Annotated in this window: 22 protein-coding genes; 15 read left to right on the forward strand and 7 right to left on the reverse strand. The window is 63.5% G+C overall.

Annotation, left to right across the window (positions count from 1 at the left end):
• Window positions 1-3: 3 nt before the first annotated feature.
• The 6 genes from F4Y72_04310 to F4Y72_04335 all read left to right on the forward strand — a co-directional run bounded on the left by F4Y72_04310 (window position 4) and on the right by F4Y72_04335 (window position 4373).
• Window positions 4-1209, forward strand: a complete 1206-nt coding sequence (locus F4Y72_04310) for an aminopeptidase P family protein (GenBank protein MXZ27509.1) — start codon at window positions 4-6, stop codon at window positions 1207-1209.
• A 9-nt stretch (window positions 1210-1218) separates the two neighbouring features.
• On the forward strand, window positions 1219-1632 hold the full coding sequence (locus tag F4Y72_04315; GenBank protein ID MXZ27510.1) for a hypothetical protein: 414 nt from the start codon (window positions 1219-1221) through the stop codon (window positions 1630-1632).
• 76 nt (window positions 1633-1708) lie between these two features.
• Complete coding sequence (locus F4Y72_04320) at window positions 1709-3190, forward strand: hypothetical protein (GenBank protein ID MXZ27511.1); 1482 nt, start codon at window positions 1709-1711, stop codon at window positions 3188-3190.
• 77 nt (window positions 3191-3267) lie between these two features.
• Window positions 3268-3558: a type II toxin-antitoxin system RelE/ParE family toxin gene (locus tag F4Y72_04325; GenBank protein ID MXZ27512.1), complete on the forward strand. Its 291-nt coding sequence runs from the start codon at window positions 3268-3270 to the stop codon at window positions 3556-3558.
• A gap of 9 nt (window positions 3559-3567) precedes the next feature.
• Window positions 3568-3873, forward strand: a complete 306-nt coding sequence (locus F4Y72_04330) for a putative addiction module antidote protein (protein MXZ27513.1) — start codon at window positions 3568-3570, stop codon at window positions 3871-3873.
• Window positions 3874-3995: 122 nt separating this feature from the next.
• A complete protein-coding gene (locus tag F4Y72_04335) occupies window positions 3996-4373 on the forward strand; it encodes a hypothetical protein (GenBank protein MXZ27514.1) in 378 nt (125 codons plus the stop codon).
• Window positions 4374-4397: 24 nt separating this feature from the next.
• On the opposite strand, the gene F4Y72_04340 is transcribed toward F4Y72_04335, so the two are convergent.
• The 5 genes from F4Y72_04340 to purU all read right to left on the reverse strand — a co-directional run bounded on the left by F4Y72_04340 (window position 4398) and on the right by purU (window position 9667).
• Window positions 4398-4964, reverse strand: coding sequence for a hypothetical protein (locus F4Y72_04340; protein ID MXZ27515.1), 567 nt, complete (start codon window positions 4962-4964; stop codon window positions 4398-4400).
• A gap of 79 nt (window positions 4965-5043) precedes the next feature.
• Window positions 5044-6771 (reverse strand): hypothetical protein, encoded by a 1728-nt coding sequence (locus F4Y72_04345; GenBank protein ID MXZ27516.1) that lies wholly within the window; start codon window positions 6769-6771, stop codon window positions 5044-5046.
• A 40-nt stretch (window positions 6772-6811) separates the two neighbouring features.
• On the reverse strand, window positions 6812-7522 hold the full coding sequence (locus F4Y72_04350; GenBank protein ID MXZ27517.1) for a hypothetical protein: 711 nt from the start codon (window positions 7520-7522) through the stop codon (window positions 6812-6814).
• Window positions 7523-7545: 23 nt separating this feature from the next.
• Window positions 7546-8784 (reverse strand): hypothetical protein, encoded by a 1239-nt coding sequence (locus F4Y72_04355; protein MXZ27518.1) that lies wholly within the window; start codon window positions 8782-8784, stop codon window positions 7546-7548.
• 40 nt (window positions 8785-8824) lie between these two features.
• Window positions 8825-9667, reverse strand: a complete 843-nt coding sequence (gene purU / locus F4Y72_04360; GenBank protein MXZ27519.1) for a formyltetrahydrofolate deformylase — start codon at window positions 9665-9667, stop codon at window positions 8825-8827.
• An 80-nt stretch (window positions 9668-9747) separates the two neighbouring features.
• Between purU and lysS the strand changes: the two genes are divergently transcribed.
• From lysS to F4Y72_04400, 8 genes are all read left to right on the forward strand, one after another.
• Window positions 9748-11262, forward strand: coding sequence for a lysine--tRNA ligase (lysS, locus tag F4Y72_04365; GenBank protein ID MXZ27520.1), 1515 nt, complete (start codon window positions 9748-9750; stop codon window positions 11260-11262).
• Between the two features lie 15 nt (window positions 11263-11277).
• Window positions 11278-12849: a BCCT family transporter gene (locus F4Y72_04370; protein MXZ27521.1), complete on the forward strand. Its 1572-nt coding sequence runs from the start codon at window positions 11278-11280 to the stop codon at window positions 12847-12849.
• A gap of 23 nt (window positions 12850-12872) precedes the next feature.
• Window positions 12873-14264, forward strand: coding sequence for an MFS transporter (locus F4Y72_04375; GenBank protein MXZ27522.1), 1392 nt, complete (start codon window positions 12873-12875; stop codon window positions 14262-14264).
• A gap of 86 nt (window positions 14265-14350) precedes the next feature.
• A complete protein-coding gene (locus tag F4Y72_04380) occupies window positions 14351-14587 on the forward strand; it encodes a hypothetical protein (protein ID MXZ27523.1) in 237 nt (78 codons plus the stop codon).
• On the forward strand, window positions 14584-15006 hold the full coding sequence (locus F4Y72_04385; GenBank protein MXZ27524.1) for a type II toxin-antitoxin system VapC family toxin: 423 nt from the start codon (window positions 14584-14586) through the stop codon (window positions 15004-15006). The genes F4Y72_04380 and F4Y72_04385 overlap by 4 nt, the downstream gene beginning before the upstream one ends.
• 9 nt (window positions 15007-15015) lie before the next feature.
• The gene (locus tag F4Y72_04390) at window positions 15016-15939 is read left to right on the forward strand and encodes a DUF1684 domain-containing protein (protein ID MXZ27525.1); all 924 of its coding nucleotides are present in this window, start codon (window positions 15016-15018) and stop codon (window positions 15937-15939) included.
• 44 nt (window positions 15940-15983) lie between these two features.
• Window positions 15984-16607: a pyridoxamine 5'-phosphate oxidase family protein gene (locus tag F4Y72_04395; protein ID MXZ27526.1), complete on the forward strand. Its 624-nt coding sequence runs from the start codon at window positions 15984-15986 to the stop codon at window positions 16605-16607.
• Between the two features lie 32 nt (window positions 16608-16639).
• On the forward strand, window positions 16640-17458 hold the full coding sequence (locus F4Y72_04400; protein MXZ27527.1) for a hypothetical protein: 819 nt from the start codon (window positions 16640-16642) through the stop codon (window positions 17456-17458).
• On the opposite strand, the gene F4Y72_04405 is transcribed toward F4Y72_04400, so the two are convergent.
• Window positions 17449-18417 carry a threonine dehydratase gene (locus F4Y72_04405; GenBank protein MXZ27528.1) on the reverse strand — a complete coding sequence of 323 codons (969 nt, stop codon included), beginning with the start codon at window positions 18415-18417 and terminating at the stop codon, window positions 17449-17451. The two genes, F4Y72_04400 and F4Y72_04405, sit on opposite strands and share 10 nt — an antisense overlap.
• Before the next feature lie 50 nt (window positions 18418-18467).
• Between F4Y72_04405 and F4Y72_04410 the strand changes: the two genes are divergently transcribed.
• A complete protein-coding gene (locus tag F4Y72_04410) occupies window positions 18468-21227 on the forward strand; it encodes a TonB-dependent receptor (protein ID MXZ27529.1) in 2760 nt (919 codons plus the stop codon).
• Here F4Y72_04410 and F4Y72_04415 read toward each other — a convergent pair whose 3' ends face one another.
• Entirely contained in the window at window positions 21228-22640 is a 1413-nt protein-coding gene (locus F4Y72_04415; GenBank protein ID MXZ27530.1) for an aminotransferase class I/II-fold pyridoxal phosphate-dependent enzyme, read from the reverse strand.
• Window positions 22641-22659: the final 19 nt, after the last annotated feature.

The raw sequence follows: 22659 nt of genomic DNA on the forward strand, positions 1-22659 counted from the left end.
GGCATGTTGCTGAATCGCGAGAGGGCGATGGAGCTGATGGAGCGCGACGGGCTGGACGCGCTGATCGCCGTCACGCCCAACAACGTCCTGTACCTGAGCGATTTCGACACCGATTTCCTCTACGACGTGCCCTGGGTGGCCTGCGCCATCCTGCCGCGCGATCCGGACATCCCGCCCTGCCTGGTGGTGACCGAGATCGAGGCGGCCGTGCTGGTCCAACGGCCCACCTGGATGCCGGACAAGCGCCTGTATTACTTCGGCGTGTACGGCGGCGTGCTGAAAGTGCATACCTTCGCCGAGGACACCGAGCTCAAGGGCGAGGACCTGGCCATCCGGCGGATGGTCGCGGAACTGGAGGAAGAGCCGTACGCCGGCATCAACGGCGCCGTCTGCGCCATGCTCAGCGAAACCGGCCTGGACAAGGGCAGGCTCGGGTTTGACGACACGCGGTTCGCCGGTCTTCTGGGCGATACCGTGGAGCATGCCGAAGTCGTCGACGCCGGAAATCTGCTGATCGAGATCCGGATGGTCAAGTCGCCCGATGAAATCGCCATACTCAAGGAAGCGGCGGTCAAGAACGAGGCGGCGCTTCGGTCCGCGCTGGCCGCGATCAGCGACGGGGCCACCTGGAACGACGTGTATACCGCCTACGAGGTGCGGGTGGTGGAGCAGGGCGCCCGCCCGTTCGCCACCTTCAACGGCGCGGGTCCCATGAGCGCCGGCGCGGGCCGCCCCGAGCGCGAATATGTGATCCGCCCCGGCGACCAGGTCTGCTTCGACAGCATGATGAAGTGGCGCCGCTACATGGGCGATGCGCAGCGCACGGCGGTCCTGGGCGAGGCGTCACCCAAGCTGGAACGCTACTGGAAGGCCTATATGGCGGGGATCGACGAGGCCTATTCCAACCTGCGTCCCGGCATACAGACCGGCGAATTGCGCAATCGGGTCATCCAGGCGGTGCGCGCGGCCGGATTGCCGAGTTTCGAGCTGGCCTTTACCCACGGTATCGGCCTGGATCACATCGAAGTTCCGTTCATCGCCGGCGGCAACCTCGGCGATTTCCGCATCGAGGAGAACATGGTGCTGAACATCGACATGGAACTGCACGAGATCGGCTGGGGCGGAATGTTCTTCGAAGAATCCGTGCGAATCACCGCCAACGGTTCCGAGCGCCTCTACGACCTCGAACGCGACCTGATCCGCGTTTAGTCCTGATCGATGGGCAGCGCCTACAAACCCTTCTCCGAGGCCGAGCTTGAGCGCGGCCGCGCGATGTTCCTGCGCATCTTCGGGCCCGACTACGGGGCGGAATTGTGCGAACAACTGGAGCAGAACGATTTCAACCGGCAACTGATGACGCGGATCGCACCCGAGGTCTGGGACCAGGAGGTAGTCGATCTCAAGACCATGATCCTCTGCGCCATCGGGATCGTCACCGCCGCCCGCCACGACGTGGGCTATTTCGTGCGCGCCGGCATCCACCACGGCATCAGCCGCGAGGAGATGGAAGCGGTCATCATGCTGGCCGGCCTCGAGGCCGGCTTCCCCTCAGCCGGCGAAGCCCGCCGCCGCCTCGACGAGGCCTACGCCTCCCACCAAACCATGCTCGACCGCCTCGACGCTGATTCCTGAGATTTCCAGGAAGTCTCTCAATTTGTCTCCCGTGGACGAAGCTCCGTCGGCCCGCGGCGAGGATTTTGTTCGCCTTATGGACAACGTCGAGGACATCCGACGACAAAGTCAGCGCGAGAACGTGCACCTTCTGCAGGAGCTGACGCCGCATCTGCACGCCGCCCGCAGTGTCGAGCGCGAGCTGGATCGCCAGCTTGCGCGCCGCTTCAAAGTATTCCGCTATCTGCGCGACGACGAACTCGGCCTGTCGCAGATCATTGCCGACCTTCTCGATCCGGCAGCGGAGCACGGCCAGGGCACAACCTTTCTTGAAGCGATGCTTGAGCTGCTACCAAAGGTGCCTGTCGACAGGCTCGGCTCCACCGCTGCAATAAAAATCCGGGTCGAGCGAGAGATAACGGAACGCAGGCGTATCGACATCACGGTGGACATTCCGACCGAGGACGGACCCTTTTGCCTTGCGTTCGAGAACAAGCCCTACGCCGACGACCAGCCCGGGCAATGCCGGGACTACTTGGAGTTTCTAAGCAAGGAGTATGGCGGGCGCTTCCTGTTGGTTTATCTTCCGCCCCGTTTCCGAATGCCCGACGAGTCCAGTCTTCCGACGAAGGATCGCAATAAGTGGAAGAATCACTTTTGTGTGCTTCCCTATTGTCACGACGATGCCCCGCCTGATGCTCACGATCCTCACGGCCTGAGCGGCGAAGCGCTGGCGCATGATGCCTCGGGCGGGGATGATGCCGCGACCGTCGATGCCGATGCGTCAGCTGCTGACGGACCCTCACTGGCGGATTGGTTCGGAAACTGTCTGGCGCTCTGCGATGCGGAACGGCTGCGCTGGTTTCTGCGAGAGGGGCAGCTCTACTGCCGACAACAATTCGGAGATTCAAACATGACCGACACCGAAGCTGCTTACATTCGCGAATACCTTGAGAAGAACCCGGAACATCTGCCTGCTGCGTACGCTGTAGCGCGAGCATGGTCGGCCGTGAAGCACGACGTATGCAGGAGGTTTCTGGAGCACATTAAGGGCAGTGTCGAGAAGGAGCTTCAGCAGGCGTACCCTGCGTTTGACGATCTGGATATCGGGTGCCACTACGGTGAGGACAAGCAATATGCAAGCTACCTTCGTGTTTATCGGAAGGGGTGGGTGAGGTGCGAGGACGTATCGGGCTCTAAATCGGACGGGCGAACCACGGTAATGCTGGAATGCGGGGGCCGAGGTCCGAACTGGTGGTGCTGGGGAGTGCGTGTCGCAAAGAACAAGGACGAATCGGCCGAAACGGCCAAGAAGCGCTATGAAGAAGTTGACAGCGCACTGAAGAGTCGTGGCCTCTCGCTCCCAAGGTCCTCGAATAGGTGGCCACAGTGGGCGGAAACACGCCACACGAACTGGACAGCCATCGTACCCGAACTCGTCAAGGAACTCGCCGAAGGCGGCGGCAAAATCACCGACTACTACGTCAACGGCTTGCTTGATATCGCTCAGAAGGCGATCCCCGCTATCGACGAAGTTGAGCTGACGAACAGCACCTCCTCAACTTCCCAAAACTCCTGAGCCGAATCGCTGTTCTTGATCTGCTTCTTGGCAGGTTGGGAATTGACAGAATGTAGCCTGCAGGCTACATTCTGTGCATGCTTGAGATCCGCAAGACGGATGTCTACGCCAAGTGGCTGGATGGATTGCGGGACACACGCGCTCGGGTTCGCGTTCTGGTTCGAGTCGAGCGGCTGGCCACCGGAAATCCGGGAGATGTCCGGCCGGTAGGCGAAGGTGTGTCGGAACTGCGGATTGACTATGGACCGGGGTACCGTGTGTATTTCAAGAAGCAGGCCCGCGAGATCGTTATTCTGTTGGCCGGCGGTGACAAGCGCACGCAAAGCGACGACGTCAGGACGGCGTTGCGCCTCGCACGAAACCTGTAGGTACTGACCATGACTAAGACCAAGACCACTACATCACCCTACGACGTTGCCGAGCACCTTCGTACGCCGGAGGAGATGGCGTCCTATCTGGAGGCTTGCATTGAGGAGGCCGATGGCGACGCCGCGTTTATCGCCAAGGCGTTGGGGGACATAGCCCGCGCCAAGGGCATGTCTCAGGTCGCCAGCGATGCCGGGTTGTCCCGTGAAAGTCTCTACAAGGCGCTATCGGGAGAACGCAAACCGACATTGGACACCGTTCTCAGGGTTGTCCGCGCTTTAGGCTTGAAATTGCGCGCTGAGGCGGTATCCGGATAGGTGGCCGGGAGGGAATAGACTTCAGTTGATAGGGTTTACACTGTGTAGGCGTAAGAGATTCTTGTTCGATAAATTCAAAGTGTTCTTAGCAATCATTGGTGAGTTAGATAGGTTGGAGTGTTGTGGAAAATCTCAAGATTTCTAAGTTGATCGGGCGCGCGCCCTGGCGGGAGGCGATTACCTACCGGGAGACATGGCCGCATGAGTACGTTCTGAAGCGCAAGGACGACCAGCGTGAGTTGTTTGATCTGATATGTGCGCGCTTTCGCGCCGGCGAGGGCGTAGAGTGCCAGTTCTTCACGATGAGCAATACCTACATGTTTATCGGCGGGTATAAGTACTGGCTCATGACGCACTGGGATGAGATCCGTCTTGATAACGGCGAGGAATACGTCCTGAACCGCGCGCCGCTCTATCGAGATCGCCGCGACTTCGTGATTCAGGCGGGCGACACCGGCAAACGGGAGGATTACCCCACCAAACCCGCCGCGACATCCTGAGCCGCCGACACGGGGTCGCGGAGTTTATTTCACGCGGCGTACGCGGATGCGTCCGTTGAGGCCCTCCAGACGCATCCGGTAGCTGTTCATGAAGCCTTCCTTGATCTCCACCTTGGGATTGGTGGCCCGGTAGTTGCGCCGGGTTCGGTCTGTCTGCTGCCACACCTGGCCGTTTTCCAGCGTAAAGCGCGTGCCCTCGCGCGGGTTCCGGATTTCTCCGACGACACGCGATTCGAGAAAGTTGTCGCCCTCGTCCCTGCCGGGAAGCATGCCGAACAAGCGGTCCGTCAGCGACTGCCCGGATTCCGCTTCGGGAATTGCCCGGCCGGAGGCTGCGGGACCGCTGCTCCCGTCAGGCGCATCGGCAACGACGGCCGCGGGGCCATCGTCGCTCACGCCGGCGCTCGCCCCGGACGGAGCGGTTGCGGCGGATGCGCTGACCGAGGCCAGCGCGTCATAACAAGCCAGACGCACCTGCGCGTCCTGGAGTTGCGCGCAACGCAGCAATTCGTCGCGCACATCATCCGCGGAAGCCGTTCCCACCAGCAAGGCTCCCAACGCAATAAACGCGCCGCCGATCGTCTTCATCACCCGGGGCTCCTAGAATCTTCTCCCGCTGCGATTATGGCGCAAGCGCAGCATCGATACCCACCGAAAGGCCGATCCTTACCTATTGCGCCGGCGCCTTCACCTGGACGGTCACGATATCCAGGTCGTGGTATTGCTGGTGGCGAACCGATGACGCCAGGTGACGCAGCAGTTGGAGGGAGGCCTCCTGCTCGAGCGAAGGCTCGTCGGCCGCGTTCCTCAGGAGAGCGAGGCGGTCCTGAATGTTCTGCCCGATCGGAGCGACCGCAAACTCAAGCACTGCGTCGCCGCTCTTGCGGTACGCCACGAGCCGCAGTCGCCGGCCTGGTCCCTCGTCCCCGGCGTCGGGTACGACAAGGCTTAGCAGTGCTTCCTCGCCGACCGCCTCAAGTCGGTCGGCCATCGCGCCGTCCCAACCGCTTTGGGTCGCGAAGGCACGGAGGAACTCCCGAATCTGCGGCAGGGACGAAAGATCCAGTTCCGCTTCCATCCGGTTGCGGCGAGAGTCGAGCATCTCCACGAACACGGTCATGAAGATGGCCGCAAGTCCGCCGGTCGTCATCGCATTGGCGAACAATCCACCGGCGAATTCGGACACAAGTTCGGGGAATATCATGCCGTTCTGGAATCCGATACCGATCCAGAACGCGATACAGACGATCAGCCCCTTGCGATAGTCCAGGCCGTCCTGCAGCATGACCTTGATTCCGACCAGAAAGAGCATCGCCATCAGCACGCCGAGGTAGCCGCCTACGACCGGTCCGGGTATCGCCAGGACCACAGCAAGCGCCTTGGGCAGGAGCGCTACGAACAGGAATACCACGCCAGTTGCGATGCCGATACCGCGGGCCGCGACGCCTGTGAGTTCGGTCAGCGACGCGCTTATGGAATAGGTTGTGTTCGGCACGGTTCCGGCGAGACCGGACAGCACGTTGCTGACGCCCTCGCCATTGATCGTGCCTTGCACGGCCCGGAAATCCACCGCGCGTTCCCGCCGCCACGAAACGCTCTGAATGGCGACGTAACTGCTGATGGTGCGCAGCGTCACGATCAACGACACCAGCAGGAACGCCGGAAGCATCGACCAGAAGTCCGGACCGAAGCCCAGGTCGAACCCCGGCCACTCGAGTTCCGGCAGACCGATCCAGGGAGCGCGAACAATGCGATCGATGTCGTAGAGGCCGAAAAACGCGCCGACCAGCGAACCCGCGGCGACCCCGATGACGGGCGCCCACAGTCGCATCGCGCCCGTGGCCTTGAGCGCGATGGCCACGATGATGACGACCGTGACGGCTGCGCTCGACGTGGCGCCCGCCGCCGTACTGCCGTCGGGCGCCGTCAACATTCCGAAAACGACCGGCATGGCCGTAACGGGCACGAGCATGAGCACGGCGCCCGAAACGGCCGGAGTGAGAATCCGCCTGAACATCGCGATTCGCGCGGACAGCAGGAACTGGAAAAGCGCCGTGACCGCTACCAGGGTCGCCAGCAGCGCCGGTCCGCCTCGCTGGATCGCCTCCACGCATAGCCAGATGAAGGCTGAGGCGCTGCTCATGACAAGCACGTGGCCCGAACCTATGCGCCTGTAGCGGATCGCCTGCAGCGCCGTGGTCGCGCCGCAGACCGCGACCGAGGCATAGACCGCCCAGTTGAGGTAGGCGTCCGTCACGCCGGCCGCGCGCATCACCGCGGTCGGGATCAGTATCGGGATGGCTACGATGAGCAGCGCAAGCTGCAGACCGAGACCCAGAGTGAGCGCCGGCGGTGGTCTCTCGTCGGGCTCGTAGCGTATCGCGACTCGCGGACTCATCGTCTTGGACCGGCTCCCTGCCTTGTCGGGGAGGAAGCGGTCACTCCACCCGGTCCGACTTGTGGAAGTTGAAGTTCGCCATGGTCATGACGACCGTGTCGTCTTCAAGGCGCACGATCTTGTCTCGGAACCAGAAGGCGTCCCCGGTGATCACGGCCTCATAACTGAACGCCTGGCCCCCGAAGGCACAGGCATTGGTGCGCATTCGCATGTGATAGCGGTTGCCGCGCTGTTCGACGATGAGGTCGCAGATCCCGGGGAACGGCGCGAGATCGTCCCCTGTTATGCCGTCAAGCATGGAAAGGTCCCGGTACGCTCCGATGTATTTCTCGCGGTCCTTGAAGTTGGCGAGGTTTACCCGGATGACCTGCTCCTCCTCGTCGATGGACAGGGTGTAAACGCGCTGGCGATAAGTCTCGGCCGGTTGACCGTCGCGGTACTCCTCGACGTAGAGCACGTTTTCGCCGACTGCCGGCGCGTCCAGGCGCATGTAGTGGGAGGTCACGTTGAGATAACCGCCCATGCCGCTGCCATCGAGACGCCAGACCTCGCCGGTGAAATTCTCCTCGCCCATTCGCGCTTCGACTTGGGCGACCTGCCGGTCGTTGTTATAGGTTCCGGGCCACCACGCCATGATTTGTTCAAGGTCCTGTTCCAGCGGGCTCTGCGCCCTGGCCGGCATCGATCCCAGGCAGACCGAAACCAGCGCGATGCTTGCGATTTCAATTGACCGTCGCACGTTCATTCGCATTCTCCCAAAGACAGACTGAAAAGTTACCCGATTCCGGGCGGCACCAGGATTCCTTCCCCGACCAGACGGCTTACCGTTTCACGTTGTGCCGTTTGGTGCTCATCCATGGAGGCCAACGGTGTATCGAGGTGGGTGTTGACGGGGGCGAATTCCGTCGCACCGTACATGTCGCGGTGCAAAGGCATCTGCAGATGGGTCAGCAGGTTCGAGCCGCCCAGGGACGTTCGCTCGCGACGCAGCGCATCGATGTCGATGGTGGCCACCGCATACTCCACGCCGCCGGATTGCGTGCCGGCCAGCTTGTTGCCCTTGAAATCGATGATTTGCGACGGCTGGCGCCGGCGGAAGGGCGGCCGGGCGTCGGCGCCCACCGGGCCGAGGTCGGACAACAGCACGTACGCCATGTTCTCGTAGGCGCGCACCCGCCGCGTCATCGTGGTGTTCACGGGCACCTCGAAATTGTGATCCGTGGGATAGGTGGCCGACGCCGTGGGGCTCAGGATCACTTCCGCCCCCTTCAGGACCATGCCCCGCGTTATTTCCGGGTAGTTCATGTCACCGGCCACCACGCAGGCGAGCCGGCCGATGGGCGTATCGGCAACCGGAAACAGACTGTCTGCGCCGAAATGGTCCAGCCAGGCGGACAGGAGGTCCCCGGGACGGGTCTTGCCGGTGAGGCCCGTGAGTTTTCTGTAGTTGAGGATGACGTCGCCGCTGGGTCCCACAATCATGCCCGCCAGAAAGTAGCGGCCCGGAAACCGGTCGATGCCTTCCATGGGATTGAAGGCGACGTACGCGTCGGCATCCTGGGCGGCCTTGCCGATTTGCTCGATCTCCGGCCCGTCGGCGCGGATGGTTCCCGGCCACCACTGGGCCGGCGTCATCGGTGCGCTGGGGACCTGCAGTCCGAACTCCGGAAACGACATCAGGCGCGCCCCATGTTCGTCCGCTCCCCGCCTGATCAGATCGCACATGGCGTCGACGTTCTGCTTCAGGGCATCGGGCAGGAAATTTCCCGACGAATCGAAAGTGCGAACAACGCCGGACTGCACACAGGCCGCCGGGTATGGCTGAACCCTGGCGCCCCGCGGTTCAATGCCCGGCGTGACCGGCGGGTAGAACGGGGACGTGTCTTGCGCCCCGGCCGTGGTTCCGAACGAGTCCAGAAAAGTACCCGCGGCGGCCAATCCGACTCCGGCCACAAGCGCGGACCGTCGCGTTACGTTTGTCGAACCGGATTTTGGCTTTGGGTCATCAGTCATATACGTCCCCGTATGCGCCTTGACGGCGTCGAAATGAAACTCAGCGGAACACGACCGTGCGGCGACCGTTGATCAGCACGCGCATCTGCGCGTGGTACTGCACCGCGCGGGCCAGCACCACGCGTTCGATGTCCTTGCCGACGGCGGCCAGATCGTCGGGTGTCATGCGATGACCGACCGGTTGCACGTCCTGCGCAATGATCGGGCCATCGTCGAGCTGCGCGGTGACGTAGTGCGCCGTGGCGCCGATCAGCTTGACGCCGCGCCGGTAGGCCTGGTGATAGGGCTTGGCGCCCTTGAAACCCGGCAGGAAGGAATGATGAATATTGATCATCCGTCCAGGCAGCCGCTCGCACAGGGTCGGCGAAATAATCTGCATGTAGCGCGCCAGCACGACGAAGTCGACGTCGTGCTTCTCGATTTCCCGCACAACCCGCTGTTCCTGGTCGGCCTTGTTGGCCGGCGTCACCGGCAGATGGAGGTATTCGATGTTGGCGGCCTTCGCGAGCCATTCCGCGTCGGGGTGGTTGGAGACGATGAGCGGAATGTCGATCGCCAGTTGGCCGAGTCGGACCCGATTGAGCAGGTCAAGCAGGCAATGCAGATGTTTGGAGACCATGATCAGCACGCGCGGACGGGACTCGGCCAGCACCAGCTCCCAGCGCATCTGAAGCTCCCGCGCCCTGGGCTCGAACGACTCGCGCAGCTCATCGAGCGCAACATCGCCGGAGAAGTGAACGCGCATGAAGAAGCGCTCGCGGAAGGGGTCCTTGTAGGTGTCGCTGTCCAGCACGTTGCAGCCGTTTTCGAGCAGCCAGCGCGTGACGGCGTAGATCAGCCCGGTCCGGTCCGGGCAGGACAGCACAAGCAGGTATTCGGTCAAGCGTGTTCCCGCGCCAGTTCAGCCGTGCGTATTATGCGCTCATCCTCGCGCATTCCGCATCACGCCGTACAATCCGAATCATGCCCGCGCCGCCCAACGACCGGTCGTCCGAAACGGTCCCGGAACACCGCCTGATCGCCGAGCGCCGGCGCAAGCTCAAGGCGCTTCGGGAGCAGGGCTGGTCCTTCCCCAACCACTACCGGCCCGACGCGGGGGCCGCGGAATTGCAGCGGGAATTTGCCGAAACGGACGCGGCGGCGCTGACGGAACTCGGGCGCGAGGTCAGCGTGGCGGGGCGCCTGGTGTCGCAACGCCGGATGGGGCGCCTGAGTTTCGCCTCGATCCAGGACGGCAGCGGGCGGATCCAGCTGATGCTTTCGCGCGACACGATGGGCGAGGAGGCATACGCGCAAACCGGGGGCATGGACCTGGGCGATATTGTCTGGGCCCGGGGCGTCGTGACGCGCACGCGAACCGGCGAGTTGAGCGTTGAAGTCAGCAAGACCGCGCTGCTCACCAAGGCCCTGCGCCCTTTGCCGGAGAAATTCCACGGGCTGACCGACCGCGAACAGCGCTATCGGCGACGTTACCTGGACCTGATCGTGAACCGCGATTCGCGCGAGGTATTCGAGCGCCGCGCTCGCGTGATCGCCGCGCTGAGGCAGTTTCTGGCCGGCCGAGGGTTCATGGAGGTGGAAACGCCCGTCATGCAGTCCATTGCCGGCGGCGCGGCCGCGCGACCCTTCGCCACGCGACACCACGCGCTGGACCGGGACTTGTACCTGCGCGTGGCCCTGGAGTTGCATCTCAAGCGCCTAGTGGTGGGCGGAATGGAGCGCGTTTTCGAAATGAACCGCTGTTTCCGCAACGAAGGCCTTTCGACCCAGCACAACCCCGAATTCACGATGCTGGAGGTTTACCAGGCGTACGCCGACTACAACGACTTCATGCGGATGACGCAGGAGATGATCCGTGCGGCGACCGAAGAGGTGCTTGGCGGGACCCGCGTGACCTACCAGGGGGAGGACTATGAACTGGGCGGCGACTGGCCGCGATTGAGCATGGAGCAGGCGGTCCTGGAACACAATCCGGGATTGGATGCGGCGCGGCTGCGCGACGCGGATTACCTGCTCGAATGCCGCGGGCGCCTGGGCCTGGAGAACGATCCGCCGGCAAACGCCGGCTGGGGCAAGCTTCTGGCCGAACTGTTCGACCGCACGGTGGAGGACCGGCTTGCCGGGCCGGTGTTCATTACCGGCCATCCGGCCGAGATTTCGCCGCTGTCGCGCGCCAACGACGACGATCCGGAGATCACCGACCGCTACGAGCTGTACATCGCCGGGCGGGAACTGGTGAACGGATTCTCGGAGTTGAACGACGCCGAAGACCAGGCCCGCCGCTTTCGTGAGCAGGTGCGTCTGCGCGAGAGCGGCGACGACGAGGCCATGCTGTATGACGGGGATTTCGTCACCGCCCTCGAATACGGCCTGCCGCCCACCGCGGGCCTGGGCCTGGGCGTCGACCGCCTGGTCATGTTCCTGACCGACCAGCCGGCGATTCGCGACGTGCTGCTGTTCCCGCAACTGCGCAGCTGACCCGAACAAGAGCCGATGAGCGATCCTGAATCCAGGGCGGGTACGTCCGCGGTACAGGTCGACCGCGTGCTGTTCTGGGCGATGGTCGCGGTCATTCTGGCGTGGGGGATCTTCCTGCTGGGATTCCCGGATTCCGCCGGCGACGCAACCGATAGAACCTACAACTGGATTGCCCGCGAAGTGGGCGTCTTTTACCAATGGATCGTGATGACGGCGATCGTAGTGCTGGCCGTGATCGCTCTTGGCCGCTACGGAAGCTATCGCCTGGGCGGAAAGGATGCTTCACGGGATTATTCGACGTTTTCCTGGGTCTCCATGCTGTTCTGCACCGGGATCGGCGGCGGCCTGTTGTATTGGGCTCCCATCGAGTGGGCGTTCTACGTGGATACGCCGCCATTCGGCCTGGAGCCCGGCTCGGCGGAGGCCCTGGAATGGGCGCCGGCGTACGGATTCTTTCATTGGGGCGTCTCGGCCTGGGCGCTGTACGCCTTTGCAACCGTGGCCATTGCCTACCCCTACTACCAGAGAAAGGTCGCCTATCTCAGGCTTTCGACATCGCTGGTTGGATTGTTCGGCCGGAATGTCGCCGGCCGGCCGCTCGGCAGGGTGGTGGACTTTGTCTTCATTGTCGCGATGGTGGGCGGAACGGCCACCTCGCTCAGTCTCGCGACTCCGATGGTGGGAGCCTGCATCAGTGCGCTGTTCGGGGTCGGCGAGACTTTTGCCATCGACATCGGCGTAATCGCAATTTCGGTGGCTCTTTTCGCCACCAGCGTGTATCTGGGCATCGACAAGGGCATCAAGCGTTTCAGCGAGATCAACGCCATAGCCGCGATCATCTTTGCGCTCTATGTTCTCTTGACCGGCCCTACCGCGTTTGCGCTCAAACTGGGGACCAGCAGCTTTGGGCTGATGATCCAGGAATTCGTTCGCATGAACACCTGGACGGACCCCATCCTCTCCTCGAACTTCATCGAGGACTGGACGATTTTCTACTGGGCCTGGTGGCTGGCGTATGCGCCCTTTGTGGGTTTGTTCGTTACCCGGATCTCACGCGGGCGCACATTACGGGAAGTGATCGGCGGGATGCTGCTCTACGGGACGCTGGGCTGTGCGCTGTTCTACGTGTGCATCGGCAACACCGCGCAATGGATGGATACCACCGGAGCGCTGGCCATCCGGGAAACGCTGGCCATCGATGGGCCGGAGACGGCCATCGCCGGGTTCCTCGCTGCGCTGAAGCCGTTTCCGCTGCCGATGCTGGCGTATGTGGCGCTTACGTTCATATTCATCGCCACGACCTACGATTCCGCTTCGTACGCGATCGCAGCATCAGCCACCCGAGGATTGACGGCGGGGCGGAATCCGCACCGCTGGCATCGCGTTTTCTGGGCGCTTGCGATCGTTGTCTTGCCGGTCGGTTTGATCTTCGTGGGCGGATTGCCGGCGGCGAAGTCCGCATCGCTGGTAGTATCTCTGCCTTTGCTGGTCATCGGCGTTGCAATGGCGGTCTCGCTTTTTCGGCTCTTGCGCGAAGACCGGGCGGATCTGGACGTAAACGACGCGGCAGCGCCGAAAGGCTCCTGAGGGAAGGGGCGAGGGAGAAAAGCATGACGGATTGGGCTGCGCGAGTATTGAATTTCAAGCGGGGCGAGTTGCGCCTGGCCTTGCTCGCGTCGCTATTTCACTTTTGCGTGTTGTGTGGCTACTTCTTCCTGCGCCCGGTACGCGACGCGATGGGCGTGGCGCGGGGTATGGACGAACTCCGCTGGCTGTTTGCGGTCACGTCCGTTTCTTCCCTGATCCTTGTCCTGCTTTTTGCAGGTGTGGTCGCCCGCATGAACCGGCGCCGGTTCATCCCGGCCGGCTACGGATTCGTCGTCGTGTGTCTTCTGGGATTCGCAGCGCTGCTGTTCGCAAACGCCCAGGCTGGCGGCGGCTTGATCGGCAGCGATACGGAAACGCCGCTGGCGCGCGGCGTCGGTTACACGTTCTACGTCTGGCTCAGCACAATCAACCTGTTCAGCACCAGCTTGTTCTGGGCATTCATGGCCGACATTTTTGTTGTCGATCAGGGCAAGCGCATTTTTCCCTTCATCACTGTCGGAGGGACGCTGGGGGCCGCGGTGGGCGGCTGGACTACCAACGCGATCAGCAATATGACCGAGTCGGCTTACTTGCCGGTGGGACTCATGCTCACCGGGGCGGCGTTGTTCGTGGTGGCTATCGTCGTGATGCTGAGGTTGGACGAGACGGCCGTTCAGTCCAGCGATTCGAGTCTTGCCGATCCAGGGCGGGCGCCCGTCACGATGCCCGGGCAACGAATTGGCGGCGGATTCTTCGATGGATTGAGGGCGGTGGGAACGTCGCCGTACCTGGTGGGGATCGCGCTGTTCATCGTGTTCATGGCCGTCTCCAACACACTGATCTATTTCACCCAAGCCAATTTCATCTTTGTTGCAACCGATACGTTCAGCAGTCGCGTGGGCGCTTTTGCACTTTTCGACGCGCTCGCCCAGTCGCTGACACTTCTGACTCAGGTATTCATCGCGACCCGGGTGATCCGGCGTCTGGGCGTCGGCTGGACGCTGGCGATTCTGCCTCTGGTAACGCTGGCGGGCTTCGCAATTCTGGCCATCTGGCCACTATTCGGCGTTATGGCGATCTTTCAGGCCGTGCATCGCACTACCCGTTACGCCTTGTCGCGCCCAGCCCGCGAGACACTGTTCATCGTCGTGCCGCCCTCGGAACGGTACAAGGCCAAGCCGTTGATCGACGTCTTCCTCTACCGGGGCGGCGACCTTGCGGGCGTCGGTATCCACGCGCTGCTCAGTGCGCTGGGCAGCCTGGGGGTCATGGTTGCGGCGGTCACGCCCTTCGCCGCCGTGTGGAGCGCGCTTTCCGTGGCGCTGGGCCGCGCGCAAACGCGGCGCGATCCAGCCCAGCAGCCCGCCGACACCGGCCCCTTGCCCTCGGATACGCGAGCTGAAACCGCAAGTTAACTACTGCAGGGTTGTACACCAGCGTCTCCTTCGCCAATCGCGCATTATTGCGTTCATAATGCAGGCAGCGATGGCATAATGCGTTCATGTCCGTGCAATTGACCATCAGGGGCGTGCCGGAGAAGGTGCGCGACGAACTTGCCTCGCGCGCCGCGCTGCAGCGCCAGTCCATGCAGGAATTTTTACGTGGCGAACTGGAGCGGATTGCGGCTCGGCCGTCTCCCGAGCAATGGCTTAACGCGGTTCGTGACCGAAAGGAGGCCGCAGGGACGCGCGTCACTCCCTACAGCATTGTGCGCGCGCGCGATGCGGATCGAGAGTGACACTGGTCCTGGATGCGTCCGCAATCGTCGCGGCGCTGGTTGACTCGGGACGCGAAGGGCAATGGGCGGAATTCCTTATTGCCCACGGCTCGCTTACCGCTCCGGAACTTGCCATGGCGGAGTGCAGCAACATCCTGCGACGGCTGGAGCGGGCCGAAAGGATTTCAGGGCTGGAGGCGAACAGCGCTCAACGAGATCTGCTTCGGCTCGACGTCCAGTTGTTTCCTTTCGCGCCATTTGCGGGACGCGTCTGGGAGCTGCGAAGCAACCTGAGCAGCTATGACGCCTGGTACGTAGCGATGGCCGAAGCTTTCGAGTGCCCGTTGGCGACTCTGGACCGGAGGCTGGGCCGCGCCACCGGGCCGGTTTGCGAGGTTATTACGCCTGCCTCAGGCCGACCGGTGGCCCGGCGATCGTAGAATGCTCACGTGGTATTGACGCGATACTCCCTGGGCACGCTGCTCTTTTCGGCCTGGTTTCTGCCGGCCGGCGCCGCGGCCGGCCCGGCTGAGTCAACCGGAGCTTCCGACTACCCACGGTCTATCGTCGAATGGCGCGCTGAGCGTGAAGAGGAATTGAAAGGGCCGGACGGCTGGTTGAATCTGGCCGGACTTTACTGGCTCGAACCGGGCGTCACGCGCATGGGGGCGGCGCCCGACAACGACATCGTGCTGGCGGACTTGCCGGCCGCTCCTTACCTTGGCGCTTTTGTATGGGAGAACGGGACTGTTGAGTTCAGGGCGGACCCGGGCGCGGAAGTCGTCAGCAACGGCGATCGGGTGACGCAGTTGCGCCTTGTTCACGATGAGGAAGGTGAACCCACGGTCCTGACGCACGGTTCGCTTTCCTGGCATGCGATCGGCCGCATGGACCGTATGGGCGTGCGATTGCGCGATCTGAACCATCCGGCGGTGAGCGGTTTCCCCGGAATCCAGGCCTATCCCACGGACCCCGCCTGGCGCGTGGAGGCGCGTTTCGAGCCCTACGCGCAGCCCGAGGAGCGCGTCCTGAATACGGTGGTGGACGGGTTGGGCTGGAACCCCACGGCCCCGGGCGTTCTGGCGTTCGAGTTTGGTGGCGAGCCGCTTACACTGGAAGCCTATGCCGCCGGCCCCGGATTTTTGCTGATTTTCGCAGACCTCACCACCGGCAAGACCACCTATCCCGCGGGCCGATACCTGTATGCCTTCGGCCCCCGCGGGCCGGCCGGAACTGTGACACTGGATTTCAACAAGGCCATAAATCCGCCCTGCGCCTTCACCGACTTTGCGACCTGTCCGCTGCCCCAGCGGCGCAACCGCCTGAAGATAGCCATCGAGGCCGGAGAGCAGTACGCCAAGGGGAGTTTTTGATACCCGCTGTAAGATTTTCCCCGACGCGCTGACGGATACTGGAAATGGCGAGACTCAACGCACTGCAATCCGAGGACGAACTGAGAGGGTACTTCCCCGTCTCAGTGGAGCGGGCCAAACTGAAGGTCCTTGACGGGCTGGACAGGCACTGCATCGACTTCATCGCCCGTTCGCCCTTCCTGTGCATCGGAACTTCACGGCCGGACGGCTGCTCCGACGTGTCGCCCCGAGGCGATCCGCCGGGGTTCGTGCACGTGGCGGACGCGAACACGCTGCTGATCCCCGATCGTCCCGGCAACAACCGCCTGGACACGATGAGCAACATCATGCACAACCCGAAGGTGGGCCTGCTGTTCTTCATCCCCGGCCTGGGGGAAACGCTGCGGGTGAACGGCGACGCAAGGATCATCGACGGCGAGGCGGAACTCGCCCGGTTGGAGTTCCGGCGCCACACACCCAAGGTGGCGATAGCCGTCACCGTCAGGGAGGCCTTCATCCATTGCGCCAAGGCCATCCGGCGGTCCCGGCTCTGGGAGGAAGACGCGAAGATCGATCCGAAGTCATTCACGCGGATCGGCGACATCATTTCCGATCACATAAAGGGTCGCAAGTCCGGCGACGAGATCGAAGAGATCCTGAAGGAGAACTACCGCACCCAGATGTACTAGGGTTCGATTCACCCGGGCGCCAGGCTGGAACAGTGATCTCTTCTCACCCGGAGCGGACCCGCGAACGGGTCCGGTTGCTTGAAGACTACGTGAGGGCGAATCTGCTCGCGGAGGACGGTTCGTTCATCTGCGGCAGTTACGCGCTATGCAGGGCGAGTCGAGCGGGATTGCCTTTCCACAAGGGTCAGATGAACCATGTCGGCCGGCACTACGACCTGGAAGTCAACGGAAGTGCGATGCGCATCGTGGTACTGGGCCAGGAATATGGACAGGCCCGCGAGTGCGTGAATCTCGCAGGGCGTTCGGAAATGCTTGACTTATCGGCGAAAGCAGGTTTTCGAGGACGCAATCCGCACATGAAGGGCGTGACCTCCACGATGCGATTGCTCCTTGGGCGCGAACTGGGCGAAGACGAAGAAGGCGAGCGCCTCTTCGACGGGCATGTCTTCGATGGCTGCGCGCAGGTGAACTATTTGCACTGCACGGCGCTGGAAAAACCCCGAAGCAGGGATGCGCACGGGGGAGGGCGGGGCAACTCAAGTCTTGCGATGCAACGCAACTGCGCCCCGCATTTCCTGCGGACCATGGAAATCCTGGAGCCGACGGTGATCGTGGTGCACGGACTGGGGCTGCGGAGCTGGATGGCCAACGCCTTGCCGCTTCCGCCGAAAGGAGAAATCGCCGAGGTCGCGGAGATCGCAGGAAGGCCGGTCGACTTGCTGACCTTCACCCATCCCTCGGCGGGCGGTCACTCGGGATGGTGGGGAACGACTCCACGGACACGTTACCTCAACGAGACGGTGGCTCCGGCGATTCGGGACTACCTTCGTCGCAGGCGGGCCTACGGCTGAGGTACGCCTCCGGCGAGCACTTCGCGAAACACCTCGGCATCAACGTTGCCGCCGGACAGGATCACGGCGACGCGCTTGCCTTTCATCCGCTCCCGTTCCCGCATCAACGCGGCGAATGCGGCGGCGCCCGCCCCCTCGGCCACGTTATGCGTATTGCGGTACAGGATCCGCATGGCTTCGGCGATGTCCTCCTCGCCGACTTCGACGACCCGCGCGGCGCCGCGGCGCACGATTTCAAGCGGCTCGGACATCGGCACCCGGCAGGCCATACCATCGGCAAAGGTGTCGGCCGAGTCGGTCGCAACGATTTCGCCGGCCGCGAAGCTGCGGGCCATTGCCGGAGCGCGCTCCGCCACCACCCCGACGACATCGGTCTTCAGCCGCGACAGGTCCCGCGTCCGGATGAGTCCGCAGATCCCGGAACCCATTCCGATCGGCACATAAACCGCGTCCAGATCGGCCACCGCCTCGAACAGCTCCGCCGCATAGGTCGCCACACCGCGCGCCAGGGCCGGATGAAACGGCGGCAGGAACAGGGCGCCTTCGGCTTCGACGCGGCGCGCCGCTTCCTGGCGCGCCTCTTCGTAGTCGTTGCCGAATTCGATCAGTTCCGCGCCCCAGCCGACCATCGCCGCGTTCTTCTCGGCGCTGTTGCCCTTCGGCGCCAGGACCGTGACCGACACGCCGTGCGGAACGGCCGCGAACGGGATGCTCTGGCCGTGGTTGCCGCGCGTCGCGGTAATGATTTTCTTCGGCAAGTCACCGGCGCGCTTGAGTTCATCCACCAGCACCAGGCCGCCGCGCACCTTGAATGCGCCGGTGGGCGTGTGGTTCTCGTGCTTGACCCACACCTCGCAGCCGGCGTGGCGCCGCAAGCCGGGCCACCGGTACTGCGGCGTAGGAGGCATGACCCGGGCGACTGTGCGCCGGGCCTGCTCAATTCCGTTAGAGTCAAACATGGTTTGGCCGCGCCGGCGCAATATAACAGAGCGATGAGAGGCAGGAATCGATGAAGTCCCGGCCGTGCATGCGGGAACCGGCGCCTGTTGCCGGGCTGTGCGCGGCTTTGGTCGGCGTACTTTGCGTGGTTTCCGCAGCCGCGGCCCAGCAGGCGGACCAGGATGCCGAAGAGAAGGACGTGCTGGAGCTGGGGCGCCAGGTGGTCACGGGCTCGCGCATCCGCCGGATCGACGTGGAGGAGGCCCGACCGGTGGTCGTGATTACGCGTGAGGACATCGAGTTGAGCGGGCGGGAATCGGTGGCCGACGTGCTGAGAAACAACCCGGTCAACAGCCTGGGGTCATCGCGCGAGCGTTCGGGCAACGCCTGGATCGGCCAGGCGACGGTCAGCATTCACGGCATCGGCGCCAATCGGACGCTGGTGCTTCTGGACGGCCGCCGGATGCCGCGGTCGCCTGTCACGGCCAACCAGGCGGTTGATCTCAACATCATTCCGCTGGCGGCCGTGGAACGGGTTGAAATTCTCACCGACAGCGCCTCGGCCATTTACGGATCCGACGCGATCGGCGGCGTCGTGAACATCATCCTGCGCAAGGACTACGAGGGCATGGAGATCCGGGCTTCCACCGACCGGCCCACGCGCGAGGGCGCCGACGCGGAATCGGGGGGGCTGACACTGGGCGGCGCCACCGATCGCGGGCGTTTTCTGTTCAGCGCCGATTTTCGCAACAAGCGGCACATTGCTTCGGCGGACAGGTTCTACTCGCTCGGAACCACGGGCTACGAGGCCGGTGCGGCCGCGTATCCGAATGCGCCGTTTCCGGCCACCTGGTATGCCTGGGAGAACGCAGACAACGTGAGTTCCTGGGGCAACACCCTCTGGCCCCATCAGCTGGCCGCGCCCAATTGCGAGCAGGTCGTGAATCCGGCCACGGGACAGCGGCTGTTGGCGGGCCCTTACGTTGCCGCCAACGGCGAAGAGCACTGCGGGTTCCACTACGCGACTTCGGCCTGGGAAACCACCGACCTCAATCGGGCGAGCGTCTTTCTGCATGCCGATTACGAACTGACGCCGGATCTTGCGCTGCGCCTGCAGTCGCTGTTCAGTACTCAGGACGTGCATGGCCGCTTTGCGCCCCCGCCGGGCGATATCCCGCTTGACGAAGCCGCGGCTGGCGGGCTCAAGCGTGGATTCGGCTTCGACGTTCCTTATCCCGAGCTGCTTCCCTATACGCTCCGGCACCGCTTTGTCGGTTTGGGCAACCGCGATTTCGAGGCCTTGCTCACGCTGTCCGAGACCGCTCTGCTGGCGTACGGCAGCGCAGGCATCTTCGATTACGAACTGGAAGCCCGGCACACCCGTTACGATGGCCGCGAGGACAGTTGCTGCTTCCCCAAGGCGTTCACGACCCTGGAGTACGTGTCGCAAGGCCTCTACAACCCGTTCGATCCGCTGCATCCCGGCAACGCCGGCGCCCTGGCCGCGATTGCCGCGAATTCCACCCGAGAATCCCGCGCGGATTTCCGCTCCTACAGCGGCAACGTGAGTTTCGACTTGTTCCGGGCGCCCGGCGGAAGCCTGGGCTGGGCCTTCGGGTTCGATTACTTCGATGAGCTGTACCACGATATCTACGATCCCTTGAGCGCGGGCGGCGACCTGCTCGGCCGCGCCGGCGTCAGCGGCGCGGGTGAGCGCCGTATCCGGGCGCTGTTCGGCGAAGTGCTGGCGCCCCTGCTGCCCGGCCTGGAGCTGAGCGCGGCGTTGCGCTGGGACCAATATGACGATTCCGCCGGAAGCGAACTGAGTTCCTACCTGTCGGTGCGCTACCAGCCCGTCGACTGGCTGTTGCTGCGCGCATCCTGGGGCGAGGGCTTTCGCGCCGGCAGCATGAACAACCTCTATGACGGCGCTTCACTCTGGCTGCAGACGGGCTTCGACCTGGTGAAATGCCGCCGCGACGGCATCGCTCCGTCGGAATGTATCGAAGGGGAATTTCCCACCTACACGGGAGGCAATCCGACGCTCAGACCCGAACTGTCCGACAGCTACAACCTCGGCGTGGTGGTTGCCTGGAACTCGCTCACGGCCCGTGCGGACTTCTGGAACGTCGATCTTGAGAACGGTATCGGACTGCCGCCGCTGCAGGGGCTGATCGGCCTGGAGTTCGAGCGGCAATGCACTGACACCGGGCGCATCGAGAACACGCGCTACTCGGCGACACCGGCGGCGATTGTCCATTGCGGCAGCGGCAGCCTTCTCAAGCGCGACCCGGCCACCGGAACCTTGCTGGAGGCCGACGTGTTCTGGGACAACACCTACCGCGCGCAGTTCCGCGGCGTTGACCTGCAACTGATCTACGAGCTGCCGACCGCCGGGCTGGGCGACTTCCAGTTTCGGGCCCATGCGGGGACCATCCTCCGGCTTCGGACCCGCTCCCGCATCGCCGTGGAATGGAGTTCGGGCCTGGGCGCCATCTCCGGAGCCGCCGCGGCCGCCGGCGCTCGCCCCGCGGACCGCAGTTCGCTGGCGCTCATCTGGCGCTACGGCAATCACACCGTTTCCGGCTACGTCCACTATGTGGGCGGATTCGGTCTGCCGGAGGCCGAGTTCTCGATATCGGAGCACACCGAGTTCGACCTGTTCTATCAATGGTCCGCACCCTGGGACGGACTCATCACGGTGGGCGTGAAGAACCTCACCGACGAAGACCCGGAGCTCGGCTCGTTCCGCACTCCGCTGCCGCAGGCGTACAACCTTTACGGCCTCGACGGCCGCGTCCTCTATGCGAGCTACCGCCAGTCGTTCTGACTAGCGATTCTGCTGTTTGGCGACAGCGTTTGTTCCGAACCGCTCGACCGCCTGCAGGGTCTCGCGAACGTCCGTCCAGCTTGTGTTGTGGTTGATGATGCAAACACGAAGCGAGAATATTCCGTGAGGAGACGCCGACGAGATGAACGCTCGGTCGTCCCAGAACATACGGGCCAGCACTTGCCTGTTGATTTGTTCCCGGGATTCTTCATCCATGTCCGCATCCTGCGGGTTGACGCGGAAACACACCACACCCAGTGACGCGGGACTGACCAGTTCCAGAATTGAACTGGCCTCGACGTACTCCTCCGTCCGGCGCGCGAGCCGCAGCCCGTTTGCGACTGCATCCCGGAACGCTGCCATTCCGAAGGTCTGAATCGACATCCAGACCTTGAGAGCGCGAAAGGAGCGGCTGAGCTGAAGCCCGCGATCGGAGAAGTTCGGATGATTCGCGCCCCAGACGGTGTCCTGCAGCACGTCGTGGTGCACTTCGAATGCCTTCTCGAGCGTCGCGGGGTCCTTGACCAGCAGGCAGCCGGCCTCGTACGGCTGAAACAGCCACTTGTGCGCGTCCAGCCCCACCGAGTCGGCACGCTCGATCCCGCGCAGCAGGCCCTTGCCCTCATCGCACACGACCGCGAATCCGCCGTACGCCGCGTCGACATGCAGCCAGATCTTCTCGGCTTCGCAATAGTCGGCCATTTCCGGCAACGGATCGATGGCCCCGGTGCTGGAGGCGCCGGCGTTGGCGCATATCGCCACCGGCGTGTAACCGGCCGCCCGATCCTCGGCCACCCGGCGTGCAAGCGCCGCCATGTCGAGGCGGAATCGATCATCGCTGGAAACAACTCGCACGCATTCGCGCCGGATACCGGCGATGATCGCTGCACGATAGAACGCCGTGTGACTTTGATCGCTCATATAGACGGTCGCGCGTTCCGGATGGTCGGCGGCTTCGCGCGCCGCCACGAACGCGTCCAGGCTGGCGGCCGAGCCGCCGCTGGTAAACAAGCCTCCCGCGCCCTCGGGATAGCCCAGCCAGCGCCGGAACCACTCGATCACCACCAACTCAAGCTGGCTGGGGCCACTGGCTACCAGCCAGGTGCAGGCATTGATGTTGTAGCCGGCGGCGATGAAGTCGGCCAGCACGCCGGGCCAGGTAGTGGCTGAGGATACAAACCCGAAGGAGCGCGGGTGATCTAGCCTCAATGTGTACGGAAGAATCTCGCGGGCCGCGCGCTCGATCACCTCATTGCCCGGCCGGCCCTGTTCGGGCGGCTCCTCCATGAGGGTTGCCAGCAGCCCTTCGCGGAACTCTCCGTCCCAGGCGCCCTCGCCGGGCAGCTTGTGAATTCTGTTGACGAGCAACTCCGCGGCCTGGCGGGCGAGATCCAGCATGGCCTCGGGCGCCATCTGCAAGCCATTGTCAGGA

Source organism: Gammaproteobacteria bacterium, from assembly GCA_009838035.1.
GTDB lineage: Bacteria > Pseudomonadota > Gammaproteobacteria > Steroidobacterales > Foliamicaceae > Foliamicus.